The sequence below is a fragment of the Nocardia sp. NPDC003726 genome (assembly GCF_053586955.1).
In genome coordinates this window covers 1-26,678 of sequence record NZ_JBSFNF010000048.1, presented here as the reverse complement: position 1 = coordinate 26,678, position 26,678 = coordinate 1, and the positions used below count along the sequence as shown (strand labels likewise).

Annotated in this window: 27 protein-coding genes and 4 tRNA genes; 12 read left to right on the top strand and 19 right to left on the bottom strand. The window is 68.5% G+C overall.

The window, feature by feature from the left end; all coding sequences use genetic code 11:
* Positions 1-293: 293 nt before the first annotated feature.
* The 13 genes from rplL to ACWDMM_RS33105 form a co-directional block, all read right to left on the bottom strand.
* On the bottom strand, positions 294-674 hold the full coding sequence (rplL, locus tag ACWDMM_RS33165) for a 50S ribosomal protein L7/L12 (RefSeq protein ID WP_043733084.1): 381 nt from the start codon (positions 672-674) through the stop codon (positions 294-296).
* 56 nt (positions 675-730) lie between these two features.
* Entirely contained in the window at positions 731-1,270 is a 540-nt protein-coding gene (gene rplJ, locus ACWDMM_RS33160) for a 50S ribosomal protein L10 (protein WP_067810461.1), read from the bottom strand.
* 410 nt (positions 1,271-1,680) lie between these two features.
* A complete protein-coding gene (locus ACWDMM_RS33155) occupies positions 1,681-2,220 on the bottom strand; it encodes an NADPH-dependent FMN reductase (RefSeq protein ID WP_357113151.1) in 540 nt (179 codons plus the stop codon).
* Between the two features lie 99 nt (positions 2,221-2,319).
* On the bottom strand, positions 2,320-3,033 hold the full coding sequence (rplA, locus tag ACWDMM_RS33150) for a 50S ribosomal protein L1 (protein ID WP_067810457.1): 714 nt from the start codon (positions 3,031-3,033) through the stop codon (positions 2,320-2,322).
* A 74-nt stretch (positions 3,034-3,107) separates the two neighbouring features.
* On the bottom strand, positions 3,108-3,542 hold the full coding sequence (rplK, locus tag ACWDMM_RS33145) for a 50S ribosomal protein L11 (protein WP_040783829.1): 435 nt from the start codon (positions 3,540-3,542) through the stop codon (positions 3,108-3,110).
* A 94-nt stretch (positions 3,543-3,636) separates the two neighbouring features.
* Entirely contained in the window at positions 3,637-4,425 is a 789-nt protein-coding gene (gene nusG / locus ACWDMM_RS33140; RefSeq protein ID WP_357113147.1) for a transcription termination/antitermination protein NusG, read from the bottom strand.
* Positions 4,426-4,544: 119 nt separating this feature from the next.
* On the bottom strand, positions 4,545-4,943 hold the full coding sequence (secE, locus tag ACWDMM_RS33135; protein WP_195083091.1) for a preprotein translocase subunit SecE: 399 nt from the start codon (positions 4,941-4,943) through the stop codon (positions 4,545-4,547).
* 108 nt (positions 4,944-5,051) lie between these two features.
* Positions 5,052-5,124: transfer RNA gene (locus ACWDMM_RS33130), tRNA-Trp, on the bottom strand.
* A gap of 222 nt (positions 5,125-5,346) precedes the next feature.
* On the bottom strand, positions 5,347-6,411 hold the full coding sequence (locus ACWDMM_RS33125) for a fused (3R)-hydroxyacyl-ACP dehydratase subunits HadA/HadB (RefSeq protein WP_323124677.1): 1,065 nt from the start codon (positions 6,409-6,411) through the stop codon (positions 5,347-5,349).
* Between the two features lie 183 nt (positions 6,412-6,594).
* Entirely contained in the window at positions 6,595-6,765 is a 171-nt protein-coding gene (gene rpmG / locus ACWDMM_RS33120) for a 50S ribosomal protein L33 (protein ID WP_011211653.1), read from the bottom strand.
* A gap of 42 nt (positions 6,766-6,807) precedes the next feature.
* Positions 6,808-6,883: transfer RNA gene (locus ACWDMM_RS33115), tRNA-Met, on the bottom strand.
* A gap of 76 nt (positions 6,884-6,959) precedes the next feature.
* Positions 6,960-7,032, bottom strand: a tRNA-Thr gene (locus tag ACWDMM_RS33110).
* Positions 7,033-7,683: 651 nt separating this feature from the next.
* Positions 7,684-7,766 (bottom strand) — tRNA-Tyr (locus tag ACWDMM_RS33105).
* Positions 7,767-7,940: 174 nt separating this feature from the next.
* Between ACWDMM_RS33105 and ACWDMM_RS33100 the strand changes: the two genes are divergently transcribed.
* Positions 7,941-8,432, top strand: a complete 492-nt coding sequence (locus ACWDMM_RS33100) for a YajQ family cyclic di-GMP-binding protein (protein WP_039802015.1) — start codon at positions 7,941-7,943, stop codon at positions 8,430-8,432.
* Positions 8,433-8,448: 16 nt separating this feature from the next.
* Positions 8,449-8,913 carry a MarR family winged helix-turn-helix transcriptional regulator gene (locus ACWDMM_RS33095; protein WP_357113142.1) on the top strand — a complete coding sequence of 155 codons (465 nt, stop codon included), beginning with the start codon at positions 8,449-8,451 and terminating at the stop codon, positions 8,911-8,913.
* A gap of 11 nt (positions 8,914-8,924) precedes the next feature.
* Here the strand turns inward: ACWDMM_RS33095 and htpX are convergent, their stop codons facing one another.
* Both htpX and ACWDMM_RS33085 read right to left on the bottom strand, forming a co-directional pair.
* Positions 8,925-9,806 carry a zinc metalloprotease HtpX gene (gene htpX / locus ACWDMM_RS33090; RefSeq protein ID WP_067810450.1) on the bottom strand — a complete coding sequence of 294 codons (882 nt, stop codon included), beginning with the start codon at positions 9,804-9,806 and terminating at the stop codon, positions 8,925-8,927.
* Between the two features lie 446 nt (positions 9,807-10,252).
* Complete coding sequence (locus ACWDMM_RS33085; protein WP_357113078.1) at positions 10,253-11,299, bottom strand: polyprenyl synthetase family protein; 1,047 nt, start codon at positions 11,297-11,299, stop codon at positions 10,253-10,255.
* Positions 11,300-11,483: 184 nt separating this feature from the next.
* Between ACWDMM_RS33085 and ACWDMM_RS33080 the strand changes: the two genes are divergently transcribed.
* The 3 genes from ACWDMM_RS33080 to ACWDMM_RS33070 are packed head-to-tail and all read left to right on the top strand — an operon-like array spanning position 11,484 to position 13,692.
* Entirely contained in the window at positions 11,484-12,752 is a 1,269-nt protein-coding gene (locus tag ACWDMM_RS33080) for a geranylgeranyl reductase family protein (protein WP_449941439.1), read from the top strand.
* A 16-nt stretch (positions 12,753-12,768) separates the two neighbouring features.
* On the top strand, positions 12,769-13,197 hold the full coding sequence (locus ACWDMM_RS33075) for a helix-turn-helix domain-containing protein (RefSeq protein ID WP_195083094.1): 429 nt from the start codon (positions 12,769-12,771) through the stop codon (positions 13,195-13,197).
* 57 nt (positions 13,198-13,254) lie between these two features.
* Positions 13,255-13,692 carry a VOC family protein gene (locus tag ACWDMM_RS33070; RefSeq protein ID WP_067810448.1) on the top strand — a complete coding sequence of 146 codons (438 nt, stop codon included), beginning with the start codon at positions 13,255-13,257 and terminating at the stop codon, positions 13,690-13,692.
* A 45-nt stretch (positions 13,693-13,737) separates the two neighbouring features.
* On the opposite strand, the gene ACWDMM_RS33065 is transcribed toward ACWDMM_RS33070, so the two are convergent.
* On the bottom strand, positions 13,738-14,244 hold the full coding sequence (locus tag ACWDMM_RS33065; RefSeq protein ID WP_195083096.1) for a DUF2505 domain-containing protein: 507 nt from the start codon (positions 14,242-14,244) through the stop codon (positions 13,738-13,740).
* Positions 14,245-14,283: 39 nt separating this feature from the next.
* On the opposite strand from ACWDMM_RS33065, the gene ACWDMM_RS33060 reads away from it, so the two are divergent.
* From ACWDMM_RS33060 to ACWDMM_RS33045, 4 genes are all read left to right on the top strand, one after another.
* Positions 14,284-14,757, top strand: a complete 474-nt coding sequence (locus ACWDMM_RS33060; RefSeq protein WP_195083097.1) for a DUF3592 domain-containing protein — start codon at positions 14,284-14,286, stop codon at positions 14,755-14,757.
* A gap of 109 nt (positions 14,758-14,866) precedes the next feature.
* The gene (locus ACWDMM_RS33055; RefSeq protein WP_357209313.1) at positions 14,867-16,009 is read left to right on the top strand and encodes a glycosyltransferase family 4 protein; all 1,143 of its coding nucleotides are present in this window, start codon (positions 14,867-14,869) and stop codon (positions 16,007-16,009) included.
* 74 nt (positions 16,010-16,083) lie between these two features.
* Positions 16,084-16,788, top strand: coding sequence for a demethylmenaquinone methyltransferase (locus ACWDMM_RS33050; protein ID WP_195083098.1), 705 nt, complete (start codon positions 16,084-16,086; stop codon positions 16,786-16,788).
* Between the two features lie 102 nt (positions 16,789-16,890).
* A complete protein-coding gene (locus ACWDMM_RS33045; RefSeq protein ID WP_449941432.1) occupies positions 16,891-21,048 on the top strand; it encodes a molybdopterin-dependent oxidoreductase in 4,158 nt (1,385 codons plus the stop codon).
* A 115-nt stretch (positions 21,049-21,163) separates the two neighbouring features.
* On the opposite strand, the gene ACWDMM_RS33040 is transcribed toward ACWDMM_RS33045, so the two are convergent.
* Complete coding sequence (locus tag ACWDMM_RS33040) at positions 21,164-22,198, bottom strand: aldo/keto reductase (RefSeq protein WP_449941445.1); 1,035 nt, start codon at positions 22,196-22,198, stop codon at positions 21,164-21,166.
* A gap of 113 nt (positions 22,199-22,311) precedes the next feature.
* On the opposite strand from ACWDMM_RS33040, the gene ACWDMM_RS33035 reads away from it, so the two are divergent.
* Positions 22,312-22,923: a TetR/AcrR family transcriptional regulator gene (locus ACWDMM_RS33035; protein ID WP_357113069.1), complete on the top strand. Its 612-nt coding sequence runs from the start codon at positions 22,312-22,314 to the stop codon at positions 22,921-22,923.
* On the opposite strand, the gene ACWDMM_RS33030 is transcribed toward ACWDMM_RS33035, so the two are convergent.
* Positions 22,920-23,522: a TIGR03086 family metal-binding protein gene (locus ACWDMM_RS33030; RefSeq protein WP_195083101.1), complete on the bottom strand. Its 603-nt coding sequence runs from the start codon at positions 23,520-23,522 to the stop codon at positions 22,920-22,922. The genes ACWDMM_RS33035 and ACWDMM_RS33030 overlap by 4 nt on opposite strands.
* Before the next feature lie 126 nt (positions 23,523-23,648).
* Between ACWDMM_RS33030 and ACWDMM_RS33025 the strand changes: the two genes are divergently transcribed.
* Entirely contained in the window at positions 23,649-23,897 is a 249-nt protein-coding gene (locus tag ACWDMM_RS33025; RefSeq protein ID WP_195083102.1) for a hypothetical protein, read from the top strand.
* Positions 23,898-24,026: 129 nt separating this feature from the next.
* Positions 24,027-24,254, top strand: a complete 228-nt coding sequence (locus ACWDMM_RS33020; RefSeq protein ID WP_195083103.1) for a hypothetical protein — start codon at positions 24,027-24,029, stop codon at positions 24,252-24,254.
* A gap of 8 nt (positions 24,255-24,262) precedes the next feature.
* Here the strand turns inward: ACWDMM_RS33020 and menD are convergent, their stop codons facing one another.
* A complete protein-coding gene (gene menD / locus ACWDMM_RS33015; RefSeq protein WP_195083104.1) occupies positions 24,263-25,906 on the bottom strand; it encodes a 2-succinyl-5-enolpyruvyl-6-hydroxy-3-cyclohexene-1-carboxylic-acid synthase in 1,644 nt (547 codons plus the stop codon).
* Between the last annotated feature and the right edge of the window lie 772 nt (positions 25,907-26,678).

Genomic DNA, 26,678 nt, shown 5'->3' with positions numbered 1-26,678 from the left:
ATACGCTGGGAACCGAAAGACTTGGTCACACTCTCGGTCCTGACCTCGACGCCCACGCCAACCTCCACAATTCTCAGCGAGCTGCCCCACCGGCGAACCGCGAGCTCGGTCATCACGGTCGTCACGTGTGGGTTCGGTCACTGTAACTCATGGGACAGATCGGGCACACCCCAACCTGACTCCGTAGTAACTCCGCAATCCTTTCGGTATCGGCGATAGCGGCGAGATTGCCAGAAAACGCAAAACGGGCGGTCCCCATAAGGGACCGCCCGTTCGGCGTGTTCGGTCGTGAATTACTTGACCGAGACCTTGGCGCCGGCCTCTTCCAGCTTCGCCTTGGCGGCCTCGGCGGCCTCCTTGGCGACCTTCTCCAGGATCGGCTTCGGAGCGCTCTCGACGAGGTCCTTGGCTTCCTTCAGGCCCAGGCCGGAGACGATCTCGCGGACCACCTTGATGACCTGGATCTTCTTGTCGCCCGCGCCCTCGAGCACGACGTCGAACTCGTCCTGCTCCTCGGCGGCCTCGGCCGGAGCGGCGGCACCGCCGACGGCGGCGACGGCGACCGGAGCGGCCGCGGTGACCTCGAACTTCTCCTCGAACTTCTTCACGAAGTCCGACAGCTCGAGCAGGGTCATGTTGCCGAAGGTCTCGAGCAGTTCGTCAACGTTGGCCATTGTTGTGTTCCTTTCGGTAGTTGATGTCTATGCGGGCAGGTCGTGCCGCACGGGTCTTACTCGGCGGCCGATCCGCCTTCTTCGGCCTGCTTCTTCTCCTGCAGCGCGGCGGCCAGGCGGGCCACCTGCGAGGCGGGAGCGTTGAACAGACCGGCGGCCTTGGTGAGGTTGCCCTTGAGCGCGCCCGCCAGCTTGGCCAGCAGCACCTCGCGGGTCTCCAGGTCGGCGATCCGCTCGACCTCGGCCACGGACAGCGGAGCGCCGTCCATGTAGCCGCCCTTGATGATGAGCGCCTTGTTGTCCTTCGCGAAGGTCTTCAGGGCCTTGGCCGCGTTGACCGGCTCACCCGTGATGAAGGTGATCGCGGTCGGCCCGACGAACAGCTCGTCAAGACCTTCCACGCCCGCCTCGGCGGCGGCACGCTTGACCAGGGTGTTCTTGGCGACGGAGTACGTGGCTTCGGCGCCGAGCGCGCGCCGCAGCTCGGTGAGCTTGCCGACCGACAGGCCACGGTATTCCGTGACGACGGTGGCCGTCGAGCTCTTGAACTGCTCCGCGATCTCCTCGACCGCGGTGACCTTCTCGGGTTTCGCCATACTTCGCCTCCTCTCTGATTGGTCGGTTCGTATACGCGAACTACCGATCAGGGGCCGGCGACAAAACAAACGCCCCGAACGCAGAGCGTTCCGGGGCGCAACAGGAAAACCGATCCGGCGCACACCCGGATCAATTCCCAGCCTCGGCTCTCCCTGCGTGGGCCGCCGGCAATGTCGCCGGACCTTCGACCGAACCCATGCGGGATCGGCGACCAACGGTCTTCGGTAGAACGGATTGGGTAGCGATCGAACTCGTCGATAACTGAACTCCAATGTACCCGGACGGGCTTCCATCTGCCAAAACGGGGTCAGGCCGCCTGCCGGACCGAAACCGTCCGGCCGCCGAATCGTTGTGTGCCGACGTGTATTCCACTACGCCGCTCGACGGGAGACCCCGCCGGTGACGGTTCTCACGACGTCGCGCTCTCGGCATGCCGGACCAGCTCGCGCAGCACGTTCACGGCGCCGGACCGGAATTCTGTGCCTGCGATCAATCCGTCCGGACCGACGTCCTCGCGCAGCACCGGCAGCCGCAGACAGGCATCGGAAACGATGTCGGCTCCGACATAGCCGAGCACGCTGCGCAGCGTCGCGGTCGCGCCGTCACCGCGCCCTGGGACGGCGACGGTGATCCAGGCGACCGGTTTGTCATGCAGATCCCCCGCGCCGACGGTCCAGTCCAGCAAGTTCTTCAGGCTGCCCGGCAGCGTGCCCGCGTATTCGGGCGTGCAGAACAGCACGGCGTGGGCGCGCGAAAGGTGTTCGCGCAGAGCGGCAACCGAGGGATGCGCGGTGCCGTCGTCGTCCGGGTTGAAGGCGGGCAAGTCCGCCAAGCCGTCGTACCAGACGGCCTCGACACCCGCCGGGGCGACGGCCGAGACGGTGCGCAGCGCGGCGGAATTGGTGGAGGCGGCGCGAGTGCTGCCCGAGATCAACAGAACGACGGTCACATCGAACCCAACCGCGCCACAGGTCGGATTAGTCCGCGAACGCGCGACGGCGGGAACGCAGTACGCGTTCCCGCCGTCGTGGTTCGGCTCAGCCGCTGTTTACGCGTCCTCTTCGAGGAGGTTGCGGGTGCGGTTCGGGTCCACCGGGATGCCCGGTCCGGTGTTCGTCGAGACCGTCACCTTCTTGACGTAGCGGCCCTTGGCGGTCGACGGCTTGGCGCGCAGGATCTCGTCCAGCGCGGCGCCGTAGTTCTCCACCAGCTTGCTGTCGTCGAAGGACGCCTTGCCGATGACGAAGTGCAGGTTGGCCTGCTTGTCGACGCGGAAGTTGATCTTGCCGCCCTTGATGTCGTTGACGGCCTTGGTCACGTCGGTGGTGACCGTGCCCGTCTTCGGGTTCGGCATCAGGCCGCGCGGGCCGAGAACGCGCGCGATCCGGCCGACCTTGGCCATCTGGTCCGGGGTGGCGATCGCGGCGTCGAAGTCCAGCCAGCCGCCCTGGATCCGCTCGATCAGGTCCTCGGCGCCGACGGCGTCGGCACCGGCGGCCTCGGCCTCGGCGGCCTTCTCGCCAGCGGCGAAGACGATGACGCGGGCGGTCTTACCGGTGCCGTGCGGCAGGTTGACCGTGCCGCGGACCATCTGGTCCGCCTTGCGGGGATCCACACCGAGACGCACGGCGACCTCGACGGTCGCGTCGGTCTTGGTGGTTGCGGTCTCCTTCGCCAGGCGCGCGGCGGCCAGCGGGGAGTAGAGCTTCGTGCGATCGACCTTCTCGGCCGCGGCGAGGTACGCCTTGCTTCGTTTTGCCATGATTCTCTGTCCTTGTCGGTAGTCAGACGTGGTTATCGGGCCTGGCCGGCCCTCCCACCAGGGAGCGATTCCGCTCAGCCTTCGATGGTGATGCCCATCGAACGCGCGGTGCCCGCGATGATCTTGGCCGCCTGATCGAGGTCGTTGGCGTTCAGATCTTCCTGCTTGGTCTTGGCGATCTCGCGCACCTGGTCCATGGTCACCTTGGCGACCTTGTTGCGGTGCGGCTCCGCCGAGCCCTTCTGCACACCCGCGGCCTTCAGCAGCAGCTTGGCGGCGGGCGGGGTCTTCAGCTTGAAGTCGAACGACCGGTCCTCGTACACCGAGATCTCGACCGGGATGACGTTGCCACGCTGCGACTCGGTCGCGGCGTTGTACGCCTTGCAGAACTCCATGATGTTGACGCCGTGCTGACCGAGCGCGGGGCCGACCGGAGGGGCCGGGTTCGCCTGGCCGGCCTGGATCTGAAGCTTGATGATCCCGGCGAGCTTCTTCTTCTTGGGGGGCATCTTTCTTTCCTAGGTGTTGGTGTCCCTTGCTCTTTGCAAGTCTGTGCGTCGACCCGCGGCGCGGGCGCGTCATCCCGTCGTGGACGGAACGGATCTAGATCTTCGCCACCTGGGTGAACGCCAGCTCGACCGGGGTCTCGCGGCCGAAGATCGACACGAGCACCTTGAGCTTCTGCTGCTCGGCGTTGACCTCGGAAATGCTGGCGGGCAGCGTCGCGAACGGGCCGTCCATGACGGTCACCGACTCGCCGACCTCGAAGTCGACCTCGATGACCGGCTTCGGCGCGACCTCGCCGCCCGCGGTCTCCTGGGTGGCCGCCGCGGCCGCCGCGGCGGGCTTCTTCTGCTGCTGCGCGGCCGGGACGAGGAACTTCACCACGTCGTCGATGGACAGCGGCGACGGGCGCGAGGTGGCGCCGACGAAGCCGGTGACGCCGGGAGTGTTGCGCACCGCGCCCCACGACTCGTCGTTGAGTTCCATGCGGACCAGGATGTAGCCGGGCAGCACCTTGCGGTTGACGTGCTTGCGCTGGCCGTTCTTGATCTCGGTGACCTCTTCGGTGGGCACCTCGACCTGGAAGATGTAGTCCTCCAGGTCCAGGTTCTGCACGCGGGTCTCGAGGTTGGCCTTCACCTTGTTCTCGTAGCCGGCGTAGGAGTGGATGACGTACCACTCGCCGGGGGCGCGCCGCAGCGCTGCCTTCATCTCGGCGACCGGATCGGCGGGCTCGGCATCGACGGCGGCGGCAGGGGCGGACTCAGCGGGCTCCGATTCCTCGACCGCGGGCTCGTCGGTCGCGAACTCCTCGACGGAGTCGGTGGGCTCGGCCACCGCGTCGTCGGCCGGGAACTTGTCGTGTGTGTCGTTCTCCGGGGTGCTCACTGGGGCACTCGCTTCCTGTGTCGTCACGTACATCCTCTGCGTGCCGGGCCGGGCGCGCGGCGACATCACTGCCGCCCGTGTCCGCCCCGGGCTCGGCTACCGGCGTCGGCGTCGTTCAGCTAGCCGAACAGCCAGTTGACACCCTTGATGAACGCCAGATCCAACCCGCTGATGAACGCGACCATGAAAATCACGAACACCAGAACAACGCTCGTATAGGTGACCATCTGCTTCCGGTTGGGCCAGATCACCTTGCGCAGTTCCGCGATGACCTCACGCAGGAACTTGATCAAACGCTTGAACGGATTACCCGACTTCTTGCGTTCGGCCCGATCGGTCGCCTTGGTTGCCTTCCGCGACGGACGGTCGAGCGTGGCGAGAGCGCCCGTATCGACCTGCGAGGACCCAGCGCGAGTCCGCCGCGCGGATCGCTTTCCGCTCGGCCGTGTCGCTGCGGCGGTGTCATCGCCGTCGTCGGCGGCATGTGCGCCGCGGCGAATGTCCCGCTCGTCGCTCACGCCTTCTCCTCGCTGCGCTCGGTGCCGCCGTGCGCGATGCGCGCTGTGCCAATGGCTCGCTCGCTACGCTCGCTCACGTCGATCCTCTCTCGTCGCTGGCATCCAGGGCAGGGGCGACAGGACTTGAACCTGCAACCTGCGGTTTTGGAGACCGCTGCTCTGCCAGTTGAGCTACGCCCCTTTGGTCGGACGATGTTGGCTGTCCAACCACTGTTCCGATATTCAGTTGTGTCCTGGTGTCACACAACACGCGCGCCGCTCCGGCAGTTGCCGGCCCCGTGGGCGATCCGCGCGGACCGCCTGGAACCAGCCCCTCAGAGCAGCGCGCAGCGGCTGGCGACCCCAGAAACCTGAGTGTACGTTACCGTGCGCGCCATTAGCCAATCCGGGTCGCTGTCCCTGGTCAGGCCAGCTGCACCGTCGCGGTGGCGCGGCCGAAGATCTTCTTCCCCGCCGACTTGGCGACAATGGCCACGACCGCGGTCCTGGTCTCCGGATCGACCGACTTCACCTTACCGGTGTACTCGATTTCGGCGGCCTCGTCGGAGCCGACGTAGACCGGGCTGGTGAAGCGGACGTTGTATTCCTTGACCGCGCCGGGATCGCCGAGCCACGAGGTGACGAAACCGCCGCCGAGTCCCATGGTCAGCATGCCGTGCGCGACCACGTTGTCCAGACCGACCAGCTTCACGACCTCGTCGCTCCAGTGGATCGGGTTGGCGTCGCCGGAGACGCCCGCGTAGTTCACCAGATCGCCGCGGGTGAGCCGGACGATGCGCGTCGGCAGCTCGTCGCCCACCGCGACGTCCTCGAACCGGAGGGCGTGCTTCGTGCGCACGCCCTGCGCGGGCGGCACGACAGCGGCGGGCGCCTGGCTGACCGCGAGCGAACGCGGGCGGTGCCCCGGCGCGTCCTCGCCGATGCCGTGCATGAGCACGTTGCGGACGGCGGCGTTGAGGTTCGGGTCGATGTCGCCGCCGCTGCGGCCGACGAGGGTGGTGTAGGTGGTGAGCACCAACTCGTCGTTCTGCGCGGTGACGATGTTCTTGGTCACGATGATGTCGCCGCCGAAGGCCTGCCGGAACGAGTGCAGGTGGACATCGCAGGTGAGCTGGTCGCCGACCTTGATCGGGCGATGGAATTCCAGAATCTGATCGGTCTGCATGATCTGGCTGAGGTCGTAACCGGTGACGACCTCTTCGAACAATTTGCGCTGAGCGAGAATGCCGACCAGGGAGATGAAGGTGACCGGCGCGAGCAGGTTGTCGTACCCGTACTCCTGCGCCGCGTCCTCGTCCCAGTGCACCGGGTGGTAGTCCTGCACGGCGCGGGCGTATTCACGCACCTTCTCGCGGCCGACCTCGTAGTAGTCGTCGACGCGGTAGTGGTGTCCGACCATCGCCGCTGCGTTCGTCGCGGGGTCGAGCGCCTCGCCCGTCTGGACCGCTTCGTCTGTACCGGTGTTGATTGTCACGGGAGGACTGTACCTATCTGACCCCGTCACCCGGAGTCTGCGGAGCGCTCACCACCGCACCCACACCGTGAAAATGCGTCAGGGCCGGACAGTTGTCCGGCCCTCGCGGTGCCACGGCCCGAGATACCGGGATGCAACTCCCGGCGCTACACCACGCGGTAGGTCACGCGTGGATGACTAGCGGGATTCCCGATGCGCCCGGTGCGTGCCGCAGTTCGGGCAGAACTTCTTCAGCTCCAGCCGGTCCGGGTCGTTGCGCCGGTTCTTCTTGGTGATGTAGTTGCGATGCTTGCACTGCTCGCAGGCCAAGGTGATCTTTGGCCGGACATCGGTGGACTTCGCGGCCACGATATGCCTTCTTTCCGGTACCTGATGGGCTTGTATCGGTTGTGGTAGCGATGGCCGGACTTGAACCGGCGACACAACGATTATGAGTCGTTTGCTCTACCGACTGAGCTACACCGCCACGGCGTCGCATTGCCATGGTGCCGAGCCCGCACTACGGGAGCGATGCCGAGTCGGTCACCACCGGCAATCCGGCGAGCCCCCTAACGGAATCGAACCGTTGACCTTTTCCTTACCATGGAAACGCTCTGCCGACTGAGCTAAGGGGGCATGACTACTTCCGCACCGAGCCCCAAACACTCGACCTCAGCGCGGTGAAGTCTTGAACGAGGTTACACACTCGACGCTCCCACTACCAAACCGCGTGGTCAGAAGGGCATTTTCCCACGCACGAACGCGGCGAGCCGCCATTCCTGGCCCACCGGGAAGCGTCCACCACTCACGATCGCGCCGCCTGCGCGACACCGATCCGACGAGCAATCCGCGAAGCCTCCCGCCGAACCACACCGCACGGCGACCCCGGAACCGCGAGGCCACCGCTCGACAAATACCTGATCGAATCGCCTACCCGAAGTGACCGAAATCTCCACGACACATCTGTCGATCGACGAACAAAGCAACCGATGAGAACGACCGAAAAGGCATCCAACCGGCCGCCATGCGCGGACGCGATGCCCACCCACGAATGACGGTAAGCGATCAGCGCACCCAGACAACGGCACGCATGAGACCAATACGCCCACGCCGCACTTGGAACGCGCGCCGTACGAACGAAAGATCCGCGCCCACCGCAACCACTGGAAGGGGGGTCCGGGGGGCGAAGCCCCGCCGGGCGGGGCGTGGGGGTTGCACCCCCACAAGACATTACGAAGCGAGCCCTGTACGCGCTTTCTGCGTACAGGGCTCGCCTGGTGAGCGGAGTGGCAGGTGTAGGATTCGAACCTACGTAGGCTTTCACCGACAGATTTACAGTCTGCTCCCATTGGCCGCTCGGGCAACCTGCCGTTCGCGCTTTCTCGGCGCGCTGAGCAGAATACATCGAACCCGCACCCTGAATGCAAACCGGCTGGCTATCGGCCCTGCGACGCGACTACCCTCGGGTCTCCGGGTAGAACTGACGGTGGCTGGAAGCGTCCGGGCTCAGCTCACCCGTCGGACCGTCAGAACAGGAGCGCAGCGTGGCTGATTCGTCTTTCGATGTTGTGAGCAAGGTCGACCGGCAGGAGGTCGACAACGCCCTGCATCAGGCGGAGAAGGAGCTCAACACCCGCTACGACTTCCGCGGCACCGGCGCGTCGATCGAATGGTCCGGCGAGGACAAGATCGTGCTCACCGCGGAGGCGGAGGAGCGGGTCAAGGCCGCGCTGGAGGTGTTCAAGGAGAAGCTGATCCGCCGCGACATCTCGCTGAAGGCGTTCGACGCGGGTGAGCCGGTCTCCTCCGGCAAGGTGTACAAGATCACCGGTTCGCTGGTGCAGGGCATCGACTCCGAGCACGCGAAGAAGATCTCCAAGAAGATCAGGGACGAGGGCCCCAAGGGCGTGAAGGCGCAGATCCAGGGCGACGAGCTGCGGGTGAGCAGCAAAAAACGCGACGATCTTCAGGCCGTCATCGCCCTGCTGAAGGGCGAGGATTTCGGGATCGCGCTGCAGTTCGTCAACTACCGCTGAACGCTCACCGCGGCGCATGTCGACCGAGGAGCGGGCCGGACTCGGTGTGGACGCGGGCATCCGGACGTTGTTGCTGCTGATGCCCCGCGTGGTGGGCCGGGCCAAGAAGCTGGGCGTCCCGAAGGAGCTGGAGTCGTTCTCGCTGGCGCCGCGGCACCTGTCGCTGCTGGCCAACCTGGTGTTCGACGGGCCGACCACGGTGACGGATCTGGCCGCGCGGCTGGAGGTCGCGCCGACGACGGTGAGCTTGATGGTCGCCGAACTCAGCAAGCAAGGCGTGCTCGAGCGCGGCGCGGACCCGGCCGACCGGCGACGCACCATCGTCGCCATCGCGCCGGCACATGAGATATCCGTGCACAAGTGGCTGGGGCGCAGTGCCCGTGCCTGGCGCGCGGTGCTCGAACCGCTCACGCCCCAGCAGCGGGAGTTGTTCGTCGATACGTTCCGCGCCTTCGAAGCCCAGCTGGCCGCCGACGACTGAGACCGCGGGACTCAGTACCGGCGCGGTCCGCCCGCCATCTCCTCCAGCCGGGCGACGCGTTCGTTCATCGGCGGGTGCGTGGAGAACCAGCGGGCCACCCGCTCACCCGGACGGAACGGGTTGGCGATCATCAGATGCGACTGCGACGCCAGCCGCGGCTCGGGCGGAAGCGGGGCGGTGTGCACGCCGCGTTCGATCTTCCGCAACGCGGAAGCCAGCGCGAGCGGGTCGCCGGTCAGTTCGGCGCCGGATTGGTCGGCCTGGAATTCGCGGGAGCGGGAGACGGCCAGCTTGATCAGCGTGGCCGCGATCGGGCCGAGCAGCGACACCAGCAGCACGGCCAGCACGTTCGGGCCCTCGCCGTTGCGATTGCCACCGAACATGGACAAGTAGACGGCCATGTTCGCCACGCCCGAGATGACCGCGGCGAGCGCTCCCGCGATCGAGGAGATGAGGATGTCGCGGTTGTAGACATGCGACAGTTCGTGGCCGAGCACGGCCCGCAGCTCCCGTTCGTCGAGCAGTTGCAGGATGCCGCTGGTGCAGCAGACCGCGGCATGGCGGGGATTGCGTCCCGTGGCGAAGGCGTTGGGCGCGTTCGTGGGGCTGATGTACAGCCTCGGCATCGGTTGGCGCGCGAGCGTGGCCAACTCACGCACGATCCGGTACATGACGGGGGCCTCCAGCTCGCTGACCGGCTGCGCGTGCATGGCCCGCAAGGCGATCTTGTCGCTGTTGAAGTAGGCGTAGGCGTTCATGCCCACCGCGAGCAGGATCGCGACGACGAGAATCGTCGGGTTGCGGAACAGCGCGCCGATGAACACGATGAGGGCCGACAGACCCACCATCAGCCCGAACGTCTTCAGCCCGTTCGCAAACCCGTGCCCGTGCATACGTCTCCCTTGCCGCTCCCCCGTTCACCGAGTCGCCTTACAGCAGATAAACGATAGAAGCCCCAGGCAAAGTTCCGGTGAAGCCCACCTCGCTGCCGCCTACGGCAGTGTGCCCTGGCCCCGGCGACTCCCCCGCGGCCACGCCGAACGCACCGCGACCTCTCTTCCGACCGAGCATTGCCGTTCGCGGCCCGGCTCACGTCTGCGCGCCACCTGAGCGACGAAGAAGGCAGTACACCGGGGCCTGCCCTCGGACACTCACGAGCCCAGCGCACCCCGACCACGACTTTCGAGCGAAGCGAGACCGAGCATGCGCCGTTCGCGGCCCGGCTCGCGTGTGCGCGGCCGCCGCGTACGCGACGAAGGAGCAAGGGCGGTCGCGCACACGCGAGCCATCAGAGGGCCGCGAACACGCCGCGACGAAGTCGCGGCAAATCGAACACAGCTCACCCAACGCGTTCGATGGTGTAGCGGACCAGCCGCTCCAGCGCGTCGTTGGCGGGGCCGCCGGGCAACGCGGACAGCTCGGCGTAGGCGAGGTCGGCGTAGCCCTGGAGCTTCTCCTTGGCCAGCGCCATGCCGCGGGAATCGGCGAGCAGGTCGAGTGCTTCCTTCACCTCGTCGTCGGTCTCCAGCGGGCGGGCGAGCAGTTTGCGCAGGCGGTCGCCTTCGGCGCCCTCTTCGCGCAGCGCGTACAGCACCGGCAGGGTGTGCACACCTTCGCGCAGATCGGTGCCGGGGGTCTTGCCGGACTGCTCGGACGCGGAGGAGATGTCGATGATGTCGTCGGAGATCTGGAAGGCGGTGCCGACCGCGTCGCCGAGGCGGGCCAGTCGCTCGACGTGCTCGGGGTCCGCGCCCGAGAAGGTGCCGCCGAAGCGGCCCGCGGCGGCGATGAGCGAACCGGTCTTCTCCCACACCACCCGCAGGTAGTGCTCCACGGGGTCCTGGGTCTCGCGGGCGCCCATGGTCTCGCGCATCTGGCCGGTGACCAGTTCGGCGAAGGTCTCGGCGATGATGCGCACCGCGTCGGGGCCGAGGGTGGAGGTGAGCCGGGACGCGTGTGCGAACAGGTAGTCGCCCGCGAGGATGGCGATGTTGTTCCCCCACCGCGAGTTGACGCTCGGGGCGCCGCGGCGCATGGGGGCCTCGTCCATCACGTCGTCGTGGTACAGCGTGGCCAGGTGCACGAGTTCGACGACGGTGCCCGCGGTGATCAGAGCGGGATCGGCCGGGCGAGGGCCGAGCTGTCCGGTGAGGATGGTGAAGAGCGGACGGAATCGTTTGCCGCCTGCCTTGGCCAGGTGCAGCGCGGCCTCCTGGAGGAACTCCGCGCCGTCGGACAGCTCGTCGACCAGGAGTTTCTCCACGTCGGCCAAGCCGTTGCGCACGGTGTCGGCTAGCCCGACGTCACCGAGGTCGACCCCGGCCACGACCGTGCCCGCCGTGTCCATGATTCGCTCGCTGCGCTCGCTCATGGCCGATGTGCTCATTCCTTCTCCCAGCGATGCGTCCGACCCCACGGTAGAGAACCTAGCGTGTCCCGGTCGGATGGCCCATGAACACCGTCACTCTGTGGTGGATCGTCCAGTGCCGCACCGGCTCGCTGGTGACCGTCGACGACGCGAGCGCGACCGCCGTCGACACCGGCGCGACGGCCCTGCGAGTATGGACCGCATGGGTTCACCGGAAGCGAGTCCCGCACGCGACGAGGACGCGTTGCCCAGCCGGGCCGAGGTGCTGGTCGTCGGCGCGGGCCCGGCCGGATCGGCGTCGGCGGCGTGGGCGGCGCGGGCGGGACGGGACGTGGTGCTCGTCGATTCCGCCGTCTTTCCCAGGGACAAGACCTGCGGTGACGGGCTCACGCCGCGTGCGACCGCCGAATTGGAGCAGCTGGGGCTCGGCGAGTGGGTGCGCGCGCACGTCGTCAACCACGGGCTCCGGATGACCGGTTTCGGCCGCGAGGCGCTGTTGAGCTGGCCGGGCGGTGCCTTCCCGACGTACGGAAGCGCGGTGCCGCGAACCGAACTCGACGACAAGCTGCGCGAGACGGCGGTGAAGTCGGGCGCGCGCATGGTGGACGGCACGAAAGTAATCGATGTCACCCGAGAGGGTGATCGGGTCACGGGTGTGACGGTGCGTACGGCCGACGGCACGCGCACCATCTCCTGCCGCACGCTGGTGGTCGCCGACGGGGTGCGTTCGCCGATCGGGCGGCTGCTCGGCCGCGTCTGGCACCGGCAGTACGCCTACGGCACCGCCGCGCGGGCCTACATCAAGTCCGGCCGCAGCGATGATCAGTGGATCACCTCGCACCTGGAGTTGCGCGACGCCTCCGGCGAGCTGGTTCCCGGCTACGGCTGGGTGTTCCCGCTCGGCAATGGCGAGGTGAACATCGGTGTGGGGTCGCTGGCCACGGAGCGCCGTCCTTCGCACATCGCGTTGAAGCCACTGCTGGCGCACTACACCGCGCTGCGCACCGAGGAATGGCAGTTCGAGGGTTCGCTGCGAGCGGTGGCATCGGCCCTGCTGCCGATGGGCGGGGCGGTGTCGAACGTCGCGGGCCGCAACTGGGTGCTGATCGGCGACGCCGCCGGGTGTGTGAATCCGCTCAACGGTGAAGGCATCGATTACGGCTTGGAGGGCGGCCACATGCTGGCCGCCCTGCTGGACGAACCCGATTTCACCACGATCTGGCCGCAGACGCTGCGCGCTCGCTACGGCCGCACGTTCTCGGTGGCCCGGCGGATCGCGGGCCTCGCCACGCACCCGCGCATGGTGCCGCTGGGCGGTCCTCCGGTGATGCGGTCGAAGTACTTGCAGCGCACCGCGGTCCGCGTGATGGGCAATCTGGTCACCGACGAGGACGTCGATCTGACCGCGCGGGCGTGGCGGATGGCGGGGCGGGCGTCGCTGCGCTTCGACGAGCGTCCGCCGTTCGCCTAGGGACGAGGGCGGCGCGATGGCCGATCGGGAAACTCGCGGGTCGCCCCCGCTGTATCTGCTGCCGCATCTGCGCCGAGCCAGGGATCTGGCCGATCGCCATTACGCCGACCCGCTGAATCTGGACGAGCTCGCGGCCGCCGCCGGGGTGTCGAAGTATCACTTCCTGCGCGCGTTCGCCGCGGTCTACGGCCGCACCCCGGCCGTGTACCTGGCCGAGCGGCGCATCGAACGCGCCCAGGATCTGCTGCGCGCGACCAATCTGACGGTCACCGAGGTGTGCATGCTGGTCGGCTACAGCAGCCTCGGCTCGTTCAGCAGCAAGTTCCGGCAGCTGGTCGGGGTCACGCCGTCGGAGTACCAGGCGAAGTTCGCCGACGGCGCTCCGCGCATTCCCGGCTGCTTCGTGTTCATGCACGGGCTCTCCGACCGCACGCCGCGCGGCTGAGCGAACGGCGCAATTTCGGAGAAGCCGGTGGCGCGGCGCTCCCCATAGCCTGGCCGCATGACGACGATTACGAACGTTTCCCTGGTCACCGTGTACGTCACCGACCAAACCGCCGCGAAAGAGTGGTACGTCGACAAGCTCGGGTTCGTCGAGACCAGCGACGTCACGATGGGCGACAACGGCTTCCGCTGGGTCACCGTCGCGCATCCGGCGCACCCCGAGCTGGAGATCACGCTGATGCTTCCCGGCCCGCCGCTGGACGAGAACTATGCCGACGCCGTCCGGCGCGCGCTGGCCAACGGCACGCACGGCTCGCTCGGCCTGCGCACCGAGAACTGCCAGAAAACCTTCGAAGAGCTCACCGCCAAAGGGGTGGAGTTCGTGCAGCCGCCCGCCGAACGGCCCTACGGAACCGAGGCGATCATCCGGGACAACTCGGGGAACTGGCTGGTGCTGGTCGAGCCGAAAGAGTTCTCGCCACAGGACTTCGCCTAGGCCGCGACGGCGTTGCCCCGGCGCTCGCTGGGGCAACGCGCCTGCTCAGGCGGTCGGTTTCGCGGAAAGCCACTCTTCGATGAATTTGCGCTCGCTGTTGAGCACCCGGTGGTGCAACTGCTCGGCGAGCGGCTCGATCGCCCCGCCGACCACCGGGACCTTCACCTGCACGGTGCCGACGACCTCGATCTCGGAACCTTCCGCCGTGGAGCGGATCTCGTAGGACCCGGACATCGCGGTGTTGATGCCGCCGGTGCTTGCCTCGAAGGTGCCCTTGGCGACCTCACCCACCAGCGGCTGCCAGTGGTCGGTGCGGGAGAAGGTGAGTTCGCTCTTGAGCACCTTGCGGACCAGCGCAGGCACCTTGTCCTCGGCGGCCTTTTCGGTCATATGGATGCGAATGGTGCCCGCGCCGTCGGGATGCGACAGGTCTAGCGTCGCCGTCGGTGCGTCGGCGAAGCGGGCCCGCCAGACGTCGTCGGTGGTGAGTGCCCGGTGGAGATCTTCGACCGGGACTGTGTACGGCACGGTGAAGCTGAATTTTCGGGACATGGCCGCCACCGTAGCCGAGCCGGTCGGTAGCCTGTGGCGGTGTCGGAAACCAGCCAGTTCACCGGGCGGCCGATCCGCCTGCGACGGGCCAGGATCGGCGTGCTCGTCGCCGCGACGGCGGTGAGCGTGCTCGTCGGGCTGCTGGTGCTGGCCGCGTGGCGCAACGACTATCTGATCAGCTCCGACAAGGGCAGCACCACGGCCGAGGTGCTCTCGGCGGGGCGGCTGCGCTCCGCGGTCATGTATGTCACGCCGGACGGCGAGACGCACAATCCGAAGGTCGGCGTGCTGTATCCGACGAACTTGACCGCGGGTGAGCGGATTCGTGTGGAGTACCGCCGCAGCGACCCGGACCTGGTGCGGGTGGAGGGCCGGGACGTGCGCGTCGCCATTCCGCCCGCGTTGTCGGTGATCGTCGTGGTGTGGCTGCTCGCGCTGCCCGCGCTGTGGCTGCTCGTCCGCGCGGGCAGGCGTCATCCCGCCCCCGTGGGCAGGCCGGCGCCGCAGGCCTGAGATCCGCACCACCGAGGAAGCCGCCCGATTCCCATAGTTCGCCGGATCTTCCCGTGCGCTTCACTTCGGCGTGGCGGCGTGGCGCGGTGCGGCGGTCAGGCTGGGAAACGTGCGTGTAGCGATCGTCGCGGAGTCGTTCCTGCCGAACATGAACGGCGTCGTCAACTCCGTGCTGCGGGTGCTCGAACACCTGGACCGGAACGGGCACGACGCGCTGATCATCGCGCCGGACACCCCGCGCGGACAGCCCGCCGCACCGCGGCACTACGAGCGCTTCCCGGTCCACCGCGTTCCCGCGGTCATGGTCCCGAAGATCAGCTCGCTGCCGGTCGGGCTGCCGCAGCCTGGCATCGTCTCGGCCATCGAGGACTTCGACGCCGATGTGGTCCACCTGGCTTCGCCGTTCCTGCTCGGGGCCGGCGGTCTCGGCGCGGCATTGCGGCTGGATCTGCCCACCGTCGCGGTGTATCAGACCGACGTGGCGGGTTTCGCCAAGAGCTACGGGCTCGGGCTGGCGAGCCGCGCCGCCTGGGGTTGGACCCGGCGCATCCACGAGGGCGCGACACGCACGCTCGCCCCGTCCAGCGCGGCGGCGGAGGACCTGGCCAGGCACGGCATCCCCCGCGTGCACCGGTGGGGGCGCGGTGTCGACATCGCGCGGTTCACCCCGAGCGCCCGCTGCGCCGTATTGCGGGACGCCTGGCGCGCAGGCCGTGACCGGCTGCTGGTCGGTTTCGTCGGGCGGCTCGCGCCGGAGAAGCACGTCGAGCGGCTCGCGGTGCTTGCCGCCGACCCGGATGTCCAACTGGTGATCGTCGGCGACGGGCCGGAGCGCAGGCGGCTGACCCGGCTGATGCCGACCGCGGTGTTCACCGGCGAACTCGGCGGCGAAGCGCTGGCGCGGGCGTACGCCAGCCTGGACGTCATGGTGCACGCGGGCGAGCACGAGACGTTCTGCCAGGGCGTGCAGGAGGCGCTGGCATCGGGTGTCCCGGTGATCGGTCCCGACGCGGGCGGCCCGCGCGACCTGATCGCGCACTGCCGCAACGGCTATCTGCTTCCGGTGGACCGGTTCGGCGAGCTGCTGCCGAGTGCTGTCGGGGCGCTGCACGATGCACAGCTGCGGACCCGATTCGCCGGTGCGGCGCGGAAATCGGTGCTGTCCCGGACCTGGCCCGCCGTCTGCGCGCAGCTGATGGGCCACTACGCCGAAGTGACCGGCACGCGGATTCGGTTGCCGCATACGGCGTGAACACGGCCGGAACGTGACGGAGGTATCCACGCGCCGCGCTCGGTTCGTAACAGACCGCGAGTTAGGGTCTTGGCGTGGCGAAAACGCAATCGAACCGTGCCTCGTTGGACAAGCAGCCGCATGAGGTCGCGGCGATGTTCGACGGCGTCGCCCGGCGCTACGACCTGACCAATACGGTGATCTCCGCCGGGCAGGATCGCTACTGGCGCTGGGCGACACGCAAGGCGCTGGCGGCACGGCCGGGCGAGCGGCTGCTCGATCTCGCGGCAGGCACCGGGGTATCGACGCTGGAACTGCAGAAATCCGGCGCTTGGTGCCTCGCGGCCGACTTCTCCAAGGGCATGCTCAGCGCGGGCCGGTTCCGCGACGTGCCGATGGTGGCGGCCGACGCGATGGCGCTGCCGTTCGCCGACGACTCCTTCGACGCGGTGACCATCTCGTTCGGGCTGCGCAACGTGGCCGACACCGATCTCGCGCTGCGGGAGATGCTGCGGGTCACCAAGCCCGGCGGCAGGCTGGTGGTGTGCGAGTTCTCCGCGCCGGTGCTGCCGGTGTTCCGCACGGTCTACCTGGAGTATCTGATGAAGGCGCTGCCCAAGGTGGCGCGCGTGGTGAGCAGTAATCCCGAGGCCTACGTCTACCTGGCCGAATCGATCTCGGAGTGGCCCAATCAGCGCAGGCTGGCGATGCGGATCGCCGCGAACGGGTGGTCGTCGGTGAAGTGGCGCAATCTCACCGGGGGCGTGGTGGCCCTGCACCGGGCCTACAAGCTCGGCTGATCCGGAGACATCGATCACACCTCACCGGCCGATCCTGCAGCGGTGAGGAGGAATGTCACCTGCCGCTAACGCGAGGTAAATCCGGCGCAATCGGCGGTCCGCATGATCGGAGACATGACCGATCCAGTGACCGGCCGCGGCGACGGCACCGCCACAACGGCGTGCTCGTACTGCGGCGTGGGCTGCGGGATCACGGTGTCGACCGCCGCCGACGACGCGGGCAAGCCGGTGATCGCCAAGGTCAGCGGCGACAAACTGCATCCGGCGAACGCGGGCAGGCTGTGCACCAAGGGTGCGACTCACGCGGAGTTGATGCGCACGCCGGGGCGGATGGAGACCGCCTACCGGCGCTTCGAACGCGGTCAGGTCCCGGTGCCGTTTCCCGTCGACGAGGCCGTCCACGAGGCCGCCACCCGGTTGCGCGCGATCCTCGACGAGCACGGACCGGACGCGATCGCGCTGTACGTCTCCGGGCAGATGTCGCTGGAGGCCCAGTACCTCGCGACCAAACTCGCCAAGGGTTACCTGCGCACGGTGCACATCGAGGCGAACTCGCGGCTGTGCATGGCCAGCGCGGGCACCGGATACAAGCAGTCGCTCGGCGCGGACGGCCCGCCCGGCTCCTACGACGACTTCGAGCACGCGGACCTGTTCTTCGTCATCGGCGCGAACATGGCCGACTGCCATCCCATCCTTTTCCTGCGGATGGCCGATCGGCTCAAGGCGGGGGCCAAGCTCATCGTGGTCGATCCGCGCCGCACCGAGACCGCCGCGCGCGCCGATCTGTTCCTGCAGATCGCGCCCGGCACGGACCTCGCGCTGCTCAACGGTCTGCTGCACCTGCTGGTGGCAGGCGGCCACATCGACGCGGAATTCATCGCCGAGCACACCGAGGGCTGGGAGTCGATGCCGGAGTTCCTGGCCGACTATCCGCCGGAGCGGGTGGCGGAGATCACCGGCTTGGCCGAGGCCGACATCCGGACCGCCGCCGAGTGGATCGGCGCGGCGGGCGAGTGGATGTCGCTGTGGACGATGGGACTCAACCAGTCCACGCACGGCACCTGGAACACCAACGCGCTGTGCAACCTGCACCTGGCCACCGGCGCGATCTGTCGTCCCGGTAGCGGGCCGTTCTCGCTCACCGGGCAGCCGAACGCGATGGGCGGGCGCGAGATGGGGTACATGGGCCCCGGCCTGCCCGGTCAGCGCAGCGTGCTCTCCGCGGAGGACCGCAGGTTCGTGGAGACCGTGTGGGAACTGGAGCCGGGCACGCTGCGCACCGAGGCCGGGCCGGGAACGGTGGAGATGTTCCGCGGACTGTCCGAAGGGACGATCAAAGCGGCCTGGATCATCTGCACCAACCCTGTCGCCACCGTGTCCAACCGGAAGACCGTGATCGCGGGGCTGGAAGCGGCCGAACTGGTGATCGCCCAGGACGCCTACACCGAGACCGCGACCAACGCCTACGCCGACCTGCTGCTGCCCGCCACGCTCTGGGCGGAAGCCGACGCGGTGATGGTGAATTCCGAACGCAACCTCACCCTGCTGCAGCAGTCGGTCCCGCCCATCGGCGACGCGCGCCCGGACTGGCGGATCATCGCCGACGTCGCCACCGCCATGGGCTTCCCCGGCTTCGACTTCGCCTCCAGCGCCGAGGTGTTCGACGAGATCACGCGGTTCGCGAATCCCGCCACCGGCTACGACCTGCGCGGGGTGAGCTATGCGGCGCTGCGGGAAGGGCCGATGCAGTGGCCGTGCGCGGAGCCGGAGCGCAGGCGCAATCCGATCCGCTACGTCAACGATGGAATCAGCCAGACGCCGTTCGTCGACGAGAACGGCCGCCGGCCCCGGCTGGCCTTCGCCACGCCGAGCCGCCGCGCCGTGTTCTGGCCGCGGCCGCACATGCTGCCCGACGAGATGCCCGACGACGACTACCCGTTCCTGCTGAACACCGGCCGTCTGCAACACCAGTGGCACACGATGACCAAGACCGGCAAGATCGACAAGCTGACCAAGCTGACCGGCGCGCCGTTCGTCGAGGTGCATCCGGCCGACGCCGAGCGGCTCGGCCTGCGCGCGGACGACCAGCTCGAGATCGCCTCCCGCCGTGGCCGCGCCGTGCTGCCGGTGCGGGTCAGCGACCGGGTACGGCAGGGTGATTGCTTCGCGCCGTTCCATTGGAACGACGAGCATGGCGAATACCTGACCATCAACGCGGTCACCAACGACGCGGTCGATCCGGCCTCGCTGCAACCGGAGTTCAAGGCGTGCGCGGTCGCGCTGCGCCGGGTGGCTTCGGTGCCGCAGCCGCAGATTCCCGCCGCGCTGCCCGCGGCACAGGCGGCGCATCCGCTGGCCGCCGTGCTCGGTCTCGACAGCGGCACCGCCCCCACGCTCAGCGAGACGGAGCGAATCTACCTCAGCGGCTATCTCGCTGCGCTGCAAGCGCTTCCGGTGACCGGTCAGCCGGTGCTCCCGGATTCGGCGCCGATGTCCGCGCACACCAGGCTGTGGGTCGACGGGCTGCTGGCCGGGATGTATTCGCGTGATGCGGCGACCACGACGGAGGCGGACGACGCTCGCACGGTCACCGTCCTGTGGGCCTCGCAGACCGGCACCGCCGAACAGTTCGCCGCCGCCGTCGCCGCGCACCTCGCCGAACACGACTTCACACCGCGACTGTCGGACCTGGACTCCTGCGACCCGGGTGCGCTCCAAGGCGACGTGCTCGTGGTCAGCAGCACGTTCGGCGACGGAGGCCCGCCGGACAACGGAGCCGATTTCTGGGATCGGCTGGCCGGCGGCGTCGTGCGGTTGACGGGTGTGCGCTACGCCGTGTTCGCGCTCGGCGACTCCTCCTATGACGACTTCTGCGGTTACGGCCGCAAACTCGACCAGAAATTCGCCGAACTGGGCGCGACCCGGCTGCTTCCCCGCGTCGACAGTGAGCCCGATTACGAAGACGCGGCGCGGCGCTGGCTCGATGCCGTCCTGACCGCCTTGGGCGAGGATCCCTCCCCCGATGTGCCGGTGAGCGGTGGAATCGGACCCGCCGGACCCGCGCCCCGGGGCGGAGTGGCCACGGTGGAACTGCCGACCGTCGCCCCGGCGCCCGGACGCACTCGCACCGCGCCGTTCACGCGCAACGCGCCGATTCGTGCCGCTCTGGTGCGCAACGAATTGCTCTCGACCGCGGGATCACCGAAAGAAGTGCGCCGCTTCGCGTTCGATCTGCGCGGCCTGGACGCCCGGTACGAGGTGGGCGATTCGCTGGGCGTGTGGCCCGTGAACAACACCGCTCTGGTCACCGAATGGCTCGCCGCCACCGGGCTGGACGGTCGCCGGACGGTCGAAGTCGACGAGCGTGAGATTCCCCTCGCCGAGGCGCTGCGCACGCACTTCGACATCACCAAGGTCGGCTCGGATCTGCTCGGCTTCCTCGCCGAGCGCAACCCCAGCGGCAAACTCGCCAAACTGCTGCGCCGGGACAACCGCAACGAGCTGGCGAACTACCTGTGGGATCGTCAGGCCGTGGACGTGCTGCGCGACTTCCCCGTGCGGGCCGATCTGGTGGAGTGGCTCGCAGCCATGAAGAAACTGCAGCCGCGCCAGTATTCGATCTCGTCGAGTCCGCTGTTCACCCCGGATGAGGTGGAACTGACCGTCGGTATCGTGCGCTATGGCGACCCGGCGGCCACCGGTTCGGCGGTGCGGCGCGGCGGGGTGTGCTCGACTTTCCTCGCCGACTCCGCCGACCCGACGGTGCCGATATTCCTGCAGCGCGCACCGCATTTCCGTCCTCCGTCCGACCCCACAGCGCCGATGATCATGGTGGGCCCCGGCACCGGCATCGCCCCTTTCCGCGGTTTCTTGCAGGAGCGCAGGGCCCTCGGCTGCACCGGGCGCAACTGGCTGTTCTTCGGCGATCAGCATGCGGCGCACAATTTCTACTACCGCGCTGAGCTGGAGGACATGTTCCGTTCCGGCTTCCTCACCCGCCTCGACCTGGCCTTCTCCCGCGACCAGCGGGAGCGGATCTACGTGCAGCACCGCATGATCGAGCACGGCGCGGAGCTGTGGTCCTGGCTACGCGACGGCGCACATTTCTACGTCTGCGGCGACGCCAGCCGCATGGCCAAGGACGTCGACGAAGCACTGCTACGAATCGCCCGTATCCACGGCAAGCTCGACGAGGACGGCGCACTGGCGTTCAAGAAGCAGCTCATCGCCGAAAAGCGTTACGTCCGCGACGTGTACTGACCGGCCGGATCAGGCGGCCGCCCCCGTGGTGATGCACGTCACATCGAGGAACACAGCCGCGCCCCGCTCCGTCGAAGAACAAGACGGATCCGACAAGCGGACTGACCGTCCTCGCTCACACCGCGGGTGGGTTCAGGCGGGTGAAGTCCGGGAGGCGGTAGTACGGGTAGTAGGGGTAGGGCGGGGTGGTGGCGCTGGCTTTGTCGAGGCGGGCGATCTGGTCGGCGTCGAGTTCCCAGCCGATCGCGCCGAGGTTCTGGCGCAACTGCTCCTCGTTGCGGGCGCCGACGATGACCGTGGCGACGGTGGGGCGGCGCAGCAGCCAGTTGAGGGCGATCTGCGGGACCGTCTTGCCGGCTTCGGCGGCCAGTTCGTCGAGGACGTCCACCACGTCGTACAGCTTCTCATCGTCCACCGGTGGACCGGCCTCGGCGGTGCGGTGCAGGCGGCTTCCTTCCGGAAGTGGTTGCCCGCGGCGGATCTTCCCGGTGAGCCTGCCCCAGCCCAGCGGACTCCAGACCACCGCGCCGACGCCCTGGTCGCGGCCCAGGGGCATGAGTTCCCACTCGTAGTCGCGCCCGACCAGCGAGTAGTAGACCTGATGCGCGACGTACCTGGTCAGACCGTTGCGATCCGCCACGGCGAGGGATTTCATCAACTGCCAGCCCGCGAAGTTCGACGCGCCGACGTAACGGATCTTGCCCGCGCGCACCAGATCGTCCAGCGCGGCGACGACTTCCTCCACCGGCGTGCCGGCGTCGAAGGCGTGCAGCTGGAACAGATCGATGTAGTCGGTGCCCAGCCTGCGCAGCGATCCCTCCACCGCATTGATCAACCTGGCCCGGCCGGAACCGGCGTCCCGCGGCCCCGGTCCGGTGGGCAATGTCGCCTTGGTGGACAACAGCACTCGGTCACGCCTGCCCTTGACGGCGGCACCCAGGATCTCCTCGGAAGCTCCGTCGGAGTACACGTCGGCGGTGTCGAACATGTTCACGCCCGCGTCCAAACTGATGTCGACCAGCCGTCGCGCCTGTTCGGCATCGGTGTCGCCCCACGCGCCGAACAGCTCTCCGCGCCCGCCGAAGGTGCCCGCGCCGAAGCTCAGCGCCGGGACCTGCAGGCCGGATGCGCCGAGCCGCCGGTACTCCATCTGCGTATCCATCGTCCGTACGTTCACTGGGCCAACCTCCTAAAGGGTCTATAGTTCCGTTAACACTTCGGACGGTACACCCGTTCGGCCACAAATGAAACTGGAGTCCCGTTATGGCGATGGAACCCGGATCGATCCGGCCAGGTGGACGCACCGCACGCGTCCGCGCGGCCGTACTGCGAGCCGCGGGTGACCTGCTGGCCGAACGAGGTTTCGCACACCTGGATCTCGCGGAGGTCGCGACGCGCGCCGAGGTCGGCAAGACCACCGTCTACCGCCGCTGGCGCACGCCCACCGGCCTGATCGCCGACCTGCTGGCCGACATGGCCGAGCAGTCGCTGCCGCACGCCGACACCGGCTCGCTTCTCGGTGATCTCACCGCCAACGCCCGCCTGGTGGCGAAAACTTTGTCCGATCCCCGCCAGGGCAGGCTCTTCCGCGCCGTGATCGCGGCCGCCACCTGCGACGAGTCCGCCGCGGCCGCCCTGCGCCACTTCTACGACGTTCGCCTCACCGAATGGTCGGCCTGTGTGACGTCCGCGATCGCGCGCGGCGAAGCACCCGAGCGCACCGACGCGCGCGCGGTGCTGTCTGCGGTGTCGGCGCCGCTGTACTACCGGTTGCTCGCCAGCGGCGATCCGATCGACGACGCCGCGGCGGACACCGCCGCCCGCGCCGCCGTCGATGCCGTACGCGCGGGCACGTTCGTGCCCACCGCCGGCTAACCGAGCACCGCTCCCCTGTCCTGTGCGGTCCAGTCGGCGCGGCGGCCGGTGAGAGCGAGGACTCGCTCCAAAGCGGTGGCATCAGCCGTGACCGGCAGCACGGGCCCGAACAGACCGGGCACCCCTTCAGCGGGCGTGTCGCGCAGCAGGTCCAGCAGGGTCGCCAGATCCCCGGCGGCACACGAGAAGGTCTGGCCGGTGGCCTTCGCGAGGTCCCAGCCGTGCACGACCACCTCGTCCAGGGCGATCCTGGCCATCACGGGGGCGGGCTCGCTCACTCCCCCGGCCTCGGTCACGCCGTCCCAGGCCGCCGGCTCCCGCCACGCCGTCACCAAGGCATCGAGCTGGGCCGGGATGCGCTCACGCCAGTCCTCCGGCAAGGCACGCTCGGCAGGGGGCGCGGGCGCGACCGAACCGCCGACCGCCTCCTTGGTGGCCGCCTGCCGGAACGCCTCGGTCAGATCGACCACGTGGGCGAGCAGATCGCGGACCGTGGTGTCGGCGCACGGCGTCGGCGCCGCGAGCCGATCGTCGGCGATGCCGCCGACAACGGTCGCCAACGCGGCTGCCGCGGGCTCGAAGTCGAACTCGGGTTCCATCTGGCCTCCTCGGGTGTGAATCGTCTCCGCATATGGAGACGGCGCGAGGCGGCGAAACTGATCGGCGGGCCGTTCCGAGATCAACCCGTAGCGGCGAAAAGTCCTGGAAAAGCGGACAATTGAAAGATGAAGGGTGATCGGGTGGAGATCGTCGTCGATGTCGGCGACGGGTCCCGGAATTATGAGATCGCGGCCACCCGAGCGGGGCGGCGAGTCGAGGTACGGATCGCGCGAGGGGTGGTCGAAGTGAGCGAAGTGACGCGATCCGGGACGGCGGTGCGGACCGCGCGGTTCATGGCCGGGCGCATGCTCGCGCTCGTGGAACACCCCGCGGACGCGACTGCGCCGCGGGCAGGCGAAGCGCGACAACCGTAAGCCTCCGGTGCTTGCCCTGCGGCCCGGCCGCGGGCATCCTCGATGCAGTCGGAGTTGATCGTCCGCCTCGATTGCGGCGTGCCACGACGGGTATGCCGAGCGAGAGGCCTACGCGGAGAGGAGCGCACGATGTCAGATCCCCTTGCCGACGCGGTCCCTGAGGCCGATCTCGCCGAGCAGTCGGTTCCGGCGTATCCGGAGGAACCCGTGCTCGCCGATGACCTGCCCGAGCAGGACGAGCTGGTCGGGCGGGCGGCTCTGGAGCGCGACACCTTCGAGGCGAACCCGGCGGATGTGCTCGAACAGTCCATCGCGGTTCCGATCGATGACGACCCCGAGGAGGAATTCGACTTCTGACCGCCCGGTCAGGGCCGGATCCCGGCTCGCACCGTCGCGTGCAGTTCCCGCAGGCTGGACCGCTCGGTGGCCACCTCGAGCACCCGCATGCCATGCGCGTGCGCGGTCAGCTCGACGGCCAGCTGCTGCGGGTCCACCTGCCGGTGCGGGATGCGATAGGCGGCGCACAAGGCGGCCAGATCCATGCCGTGCGGGGTGCCGAAGACCCGCTCGAACACGCCCGCGTATTGCGGGTCGCCCTGCTCGAGCAGTTCGAAGATGCCGCCGCCGTCGTCGTTGGCGACGACGATGGTCAGATCCGCGGGCCGCGGTTCGCCCGGTCCGATCAGCAGGCCGGACGCGTCGTGCAGGAAGGTCAGGTCGCCGATCAGGGCGATGGTGCGCCCGTCATGGTGCAGCGCCGCGCCCACCGCGGTGGATACCGTGCCGTCGATGCCGGCCACGCCGCGGTTGGACAGCACTTTGACGCCGGGACGCGGATGCGACACCAGCGCCGCGTCCCGGACCGGGTTCGAGGCGCCGAGCAGCAGTTGGTCGCCGTCGCGCAGCGCGTCCATCACCACCGCGGCGACGTGCAGCCCGGTGGGTTTCGGGTGGCGGGCGAGTTCGCCACGCACCACCTGGTCGGCTCTCGCGTTCAGCTCGCGGCAGTGCTCCAGCCATTGCGGCCTCGGGGCGCCGACGGTGACGGCGCGGGTGCCGGTGCCGACCACGTTGCCGGACACGTCGGGCCACCGCGGGCCGGTAGTCAGCGCGTAGACCCGGATGTCCGGATCGGCGAGCACCTTCGACACCTGCCGGTGCAGGGTCGGGCGGCCGGTGATGATCGCCTGCGCGGGCCGCAGCAGCGGCAACGCCAGTGGGTGCAGCGCGGGACCGTGCATGGGGGCGGTGGGCTCGGCGACGGTCGGCAGGTCCGCCAGCTCCGGCCGGAAGCCGGCGCCGTGACCGGAGATCACGACGGTGTCCGGAGTGAGGTCGAGATCGAGCGGCACGTCCAAGGTGGCGTACTGGGTCTCGGTCCAGGCACGATCGCCCGCGCGTCCCGTCGGAGCCGTCTCGCCCGGCGCCAGGTCGGGTACCAGGGGCTCACGCAGCGGGACGTCGAAGTGCACCGGGCCCGCGTTGCCGGAGCGCGTGCCGCGCGCCGCCGCCAGCACCCGGCAGACCGCCGAACGCCACTGGCTGTTCTGCTGGCCGTACGGCGCATGCTCGGCGTCGCCCGCCTCCTCTTCCGCGAGACCGAGCGAGATGGTCGCGCGGACCTGGCTGCCGAACAGGCCGAACTGTTCGACGGTCTGGTTGGCGCCGGAGCCGAGCAGTTCATAGGGCCGGTTGGCGCTGAGCACCACCAGCGGGACGCGAGCGTAGTTCGCCTCCAGCACGGCGGGCCCGAGATTGGCCACCGCGGTGCCCGAGGTCATCACGACCGGGACCGGGAGCCGGCTCGCGAGCGCGAGCCCGACGGCGAGGAAGCCCGCCGTGCGCTCGTCGATCCGCATGTGCAGGCGCAGTCGCCCGGCCGAATCGGCGGCTTGCAGGGCGAACGCCAGCGGAGCGTTCCGGGAGCCGGGGCACAGGACGACATCCCGCACGCCCCCGCGCACGAGTTCGTCGACGACGACCTGCGCTTGTGCTGTAGACGGGTTCACGCCTCCAGACTGGCAGACAGTCAACTAGAAGTCCCCGCCGGGAGGTTCGCAATCACACTGTGTCGTCGCCCACGGGCGGGCTTCCCACGGTCGCGGGGATCGCAATGAACTGATTGCGGAGTCCTCGTACAACCGTGCCGTCAGATCACGCCTGCGGCGAAAGATCACGCCTGCGGCGAGGACCGCCGACGCACCGAGCGTATCGGCGGACGCGCTGGGCGATAGTCGATCGGCCGCCACCCCAACAGACTCGCCGATGGCTGGAAGCGGCCGCTGAGTCTATGACCCCTCAGCGTCCCCATTGCCGCCGCCGAGGTTGCCAGTGGCAATCGCTGGACGAGAACCAAGAAGCATGCGCGGAGCGAGCCGAAACACCGAGGCAAGCCTGCTCTACCCCCGAATTGGCTCCTACGGTCAGCTCCGCTTCGAACTGTCGAACCCGCATACAGCCGCTAGCCACCACGTCGGCGACACACCGCCAGCGCCCGGACATTCGAGCGCGCCCAGAGGCAAGGCTCAAATCATGACCTTGCCTCGTCACGCGACGGTACCAGCACGACTACCGGTTTCGAGCGAAGCGAGACCGAGCATGCGCCGTTCGCGGCCCGGCTCGCGTCCGAGTGGCCGCCGCGTCCGCGACGAAGTCGCAAGCGGTGGTCGCTCGGGCGCGAGCCATAAGGGGGCCGCGAACACCCAGCGCCGCAGGCGCTGGAAAAACCAACACAGCCCGGCTCGCGTCCGAGCGGCCGCCGCGTCCGCGACGCAGTCGCCA

Bases quoted from the DNA above. Each gene is read 5' to 3' on its own strand.
- ACWDMM_RS33020 (WP_195083103.1), top strand. From the start codon at position 24,027: ATGTCAGATCCCCTTGCCGACGCGGTCCCTGAGGCCGATCTCGCCGAG.
- ACWDMM_RS33040 (WP_449941445.1), bottom strand. From the start codon at position 22,198: ATGGAGTACCGGCGGCTCGGCGCATCCGGCCTGCAGGTCCCGGCGCTG.
- ACWDMM_RS33030 (WP_195083101.1), bottom strand. From the start codon at position 23,522: ATGGAACCCGAGTTCGACTTCGAGCCCGCGGCAGCCGCGTTGGCGACC.
- ACWDMM_RS33085 (WP_357113078.1), bottom strand. From the start codon at position 11,299: ATGAGCACATCGGCCATGAGCGAGCGCAGCGAGCGAATCATGGACACG.
- rplA (WP_067810457.1), bottom strand. From the start codon at position 3,033: ATGGCAAAACGAAGCAAGGCGTACCTCGCCGCGGCCGAGAAGGTCGAT.
- rplK (WP_040783829.1), bottom strand. From the start codon at position 3,542: ATGCCCCCCAAGAAGAAGAAGCTCGCCGGGATCATCAAGCTTCAGATC.
- ACWDMM_RS33070 (WP_067810448.1), top strand. From the start codon at position 13,255: ATGACGACGATTACGAACGTTTCCCTGGTCACCGTGTACGTCACCGAC.
- ACWDMM_RS33065 (WP_195083096.1), bottom strand. From the start codon at position 14,244: ATGTCCCGAAAATTCAGCTTCACCGTGCCGTACACAGTCCCGGTCGAA.
- ACWDMM_RS33075 (WP_195083094.1), top strand. From the start codon at position 12,769: ATGGCCGATCGGGAAACTCGCGGGTCGCCCCCGCTGTATCTGCTGCCG.
- ACWDMM_RS33025 (WP_195083102.1), top strand. From the start codon at position 23,649: ATGAAGGGTGATCGGGTGGAGATCGTCGTCGATGTCGGCGACGGGTCC.
- ACWDMM_RS33095 (WP_357113142.1), top strand. From the start codon at position 8,449: ATGTCGACCGAGGAGCGGGCCGGACTCGGTGTGGACGCGGGCATCCGG.
- htpX (WP_067810450.1), bottom strand. From the start codon at position 9,806: ATGCACGGGCACGGGTTTGCGAACGGGCTGAAGACGTTCGGGCTGATG.
- ACWDMM_RS33045 (WP_449941432.1), top strand. From the start codon at position 16,891: ATGATCGGAGACATGACCGATCCAGTGACCGGCCGCGGCGACGGCACC.
- rplJ (WP_067810461.1), bottom strand. From the start codon at position 1,270: ATGGCGAAACCCGAGAAGGTCACCGCGGTCGAGGAGATCGCGGAGCAG.
- rplL (WP_043733084.1), bottom strand. From the start codon at position 674: ATGGCCAACGTTGACGAACTGCTCGAGACCTTCGGCAACATGACCCTG.
- ACWDMM_RS33035 (WP_357113069.1), top strand. From the start codon at position 22,312: ATGGCGATGGAACCCGGATCGATCCGGCCAGGTGGACGCACCGCACGC.
- ACWDMM_RS33080 (WP_449941439.1), top strand. From the start codon at position 11,484: ATGGGTTCACCGGAAGCGAGTCCCGCACGCGACGAGGACGCGTTGCCC.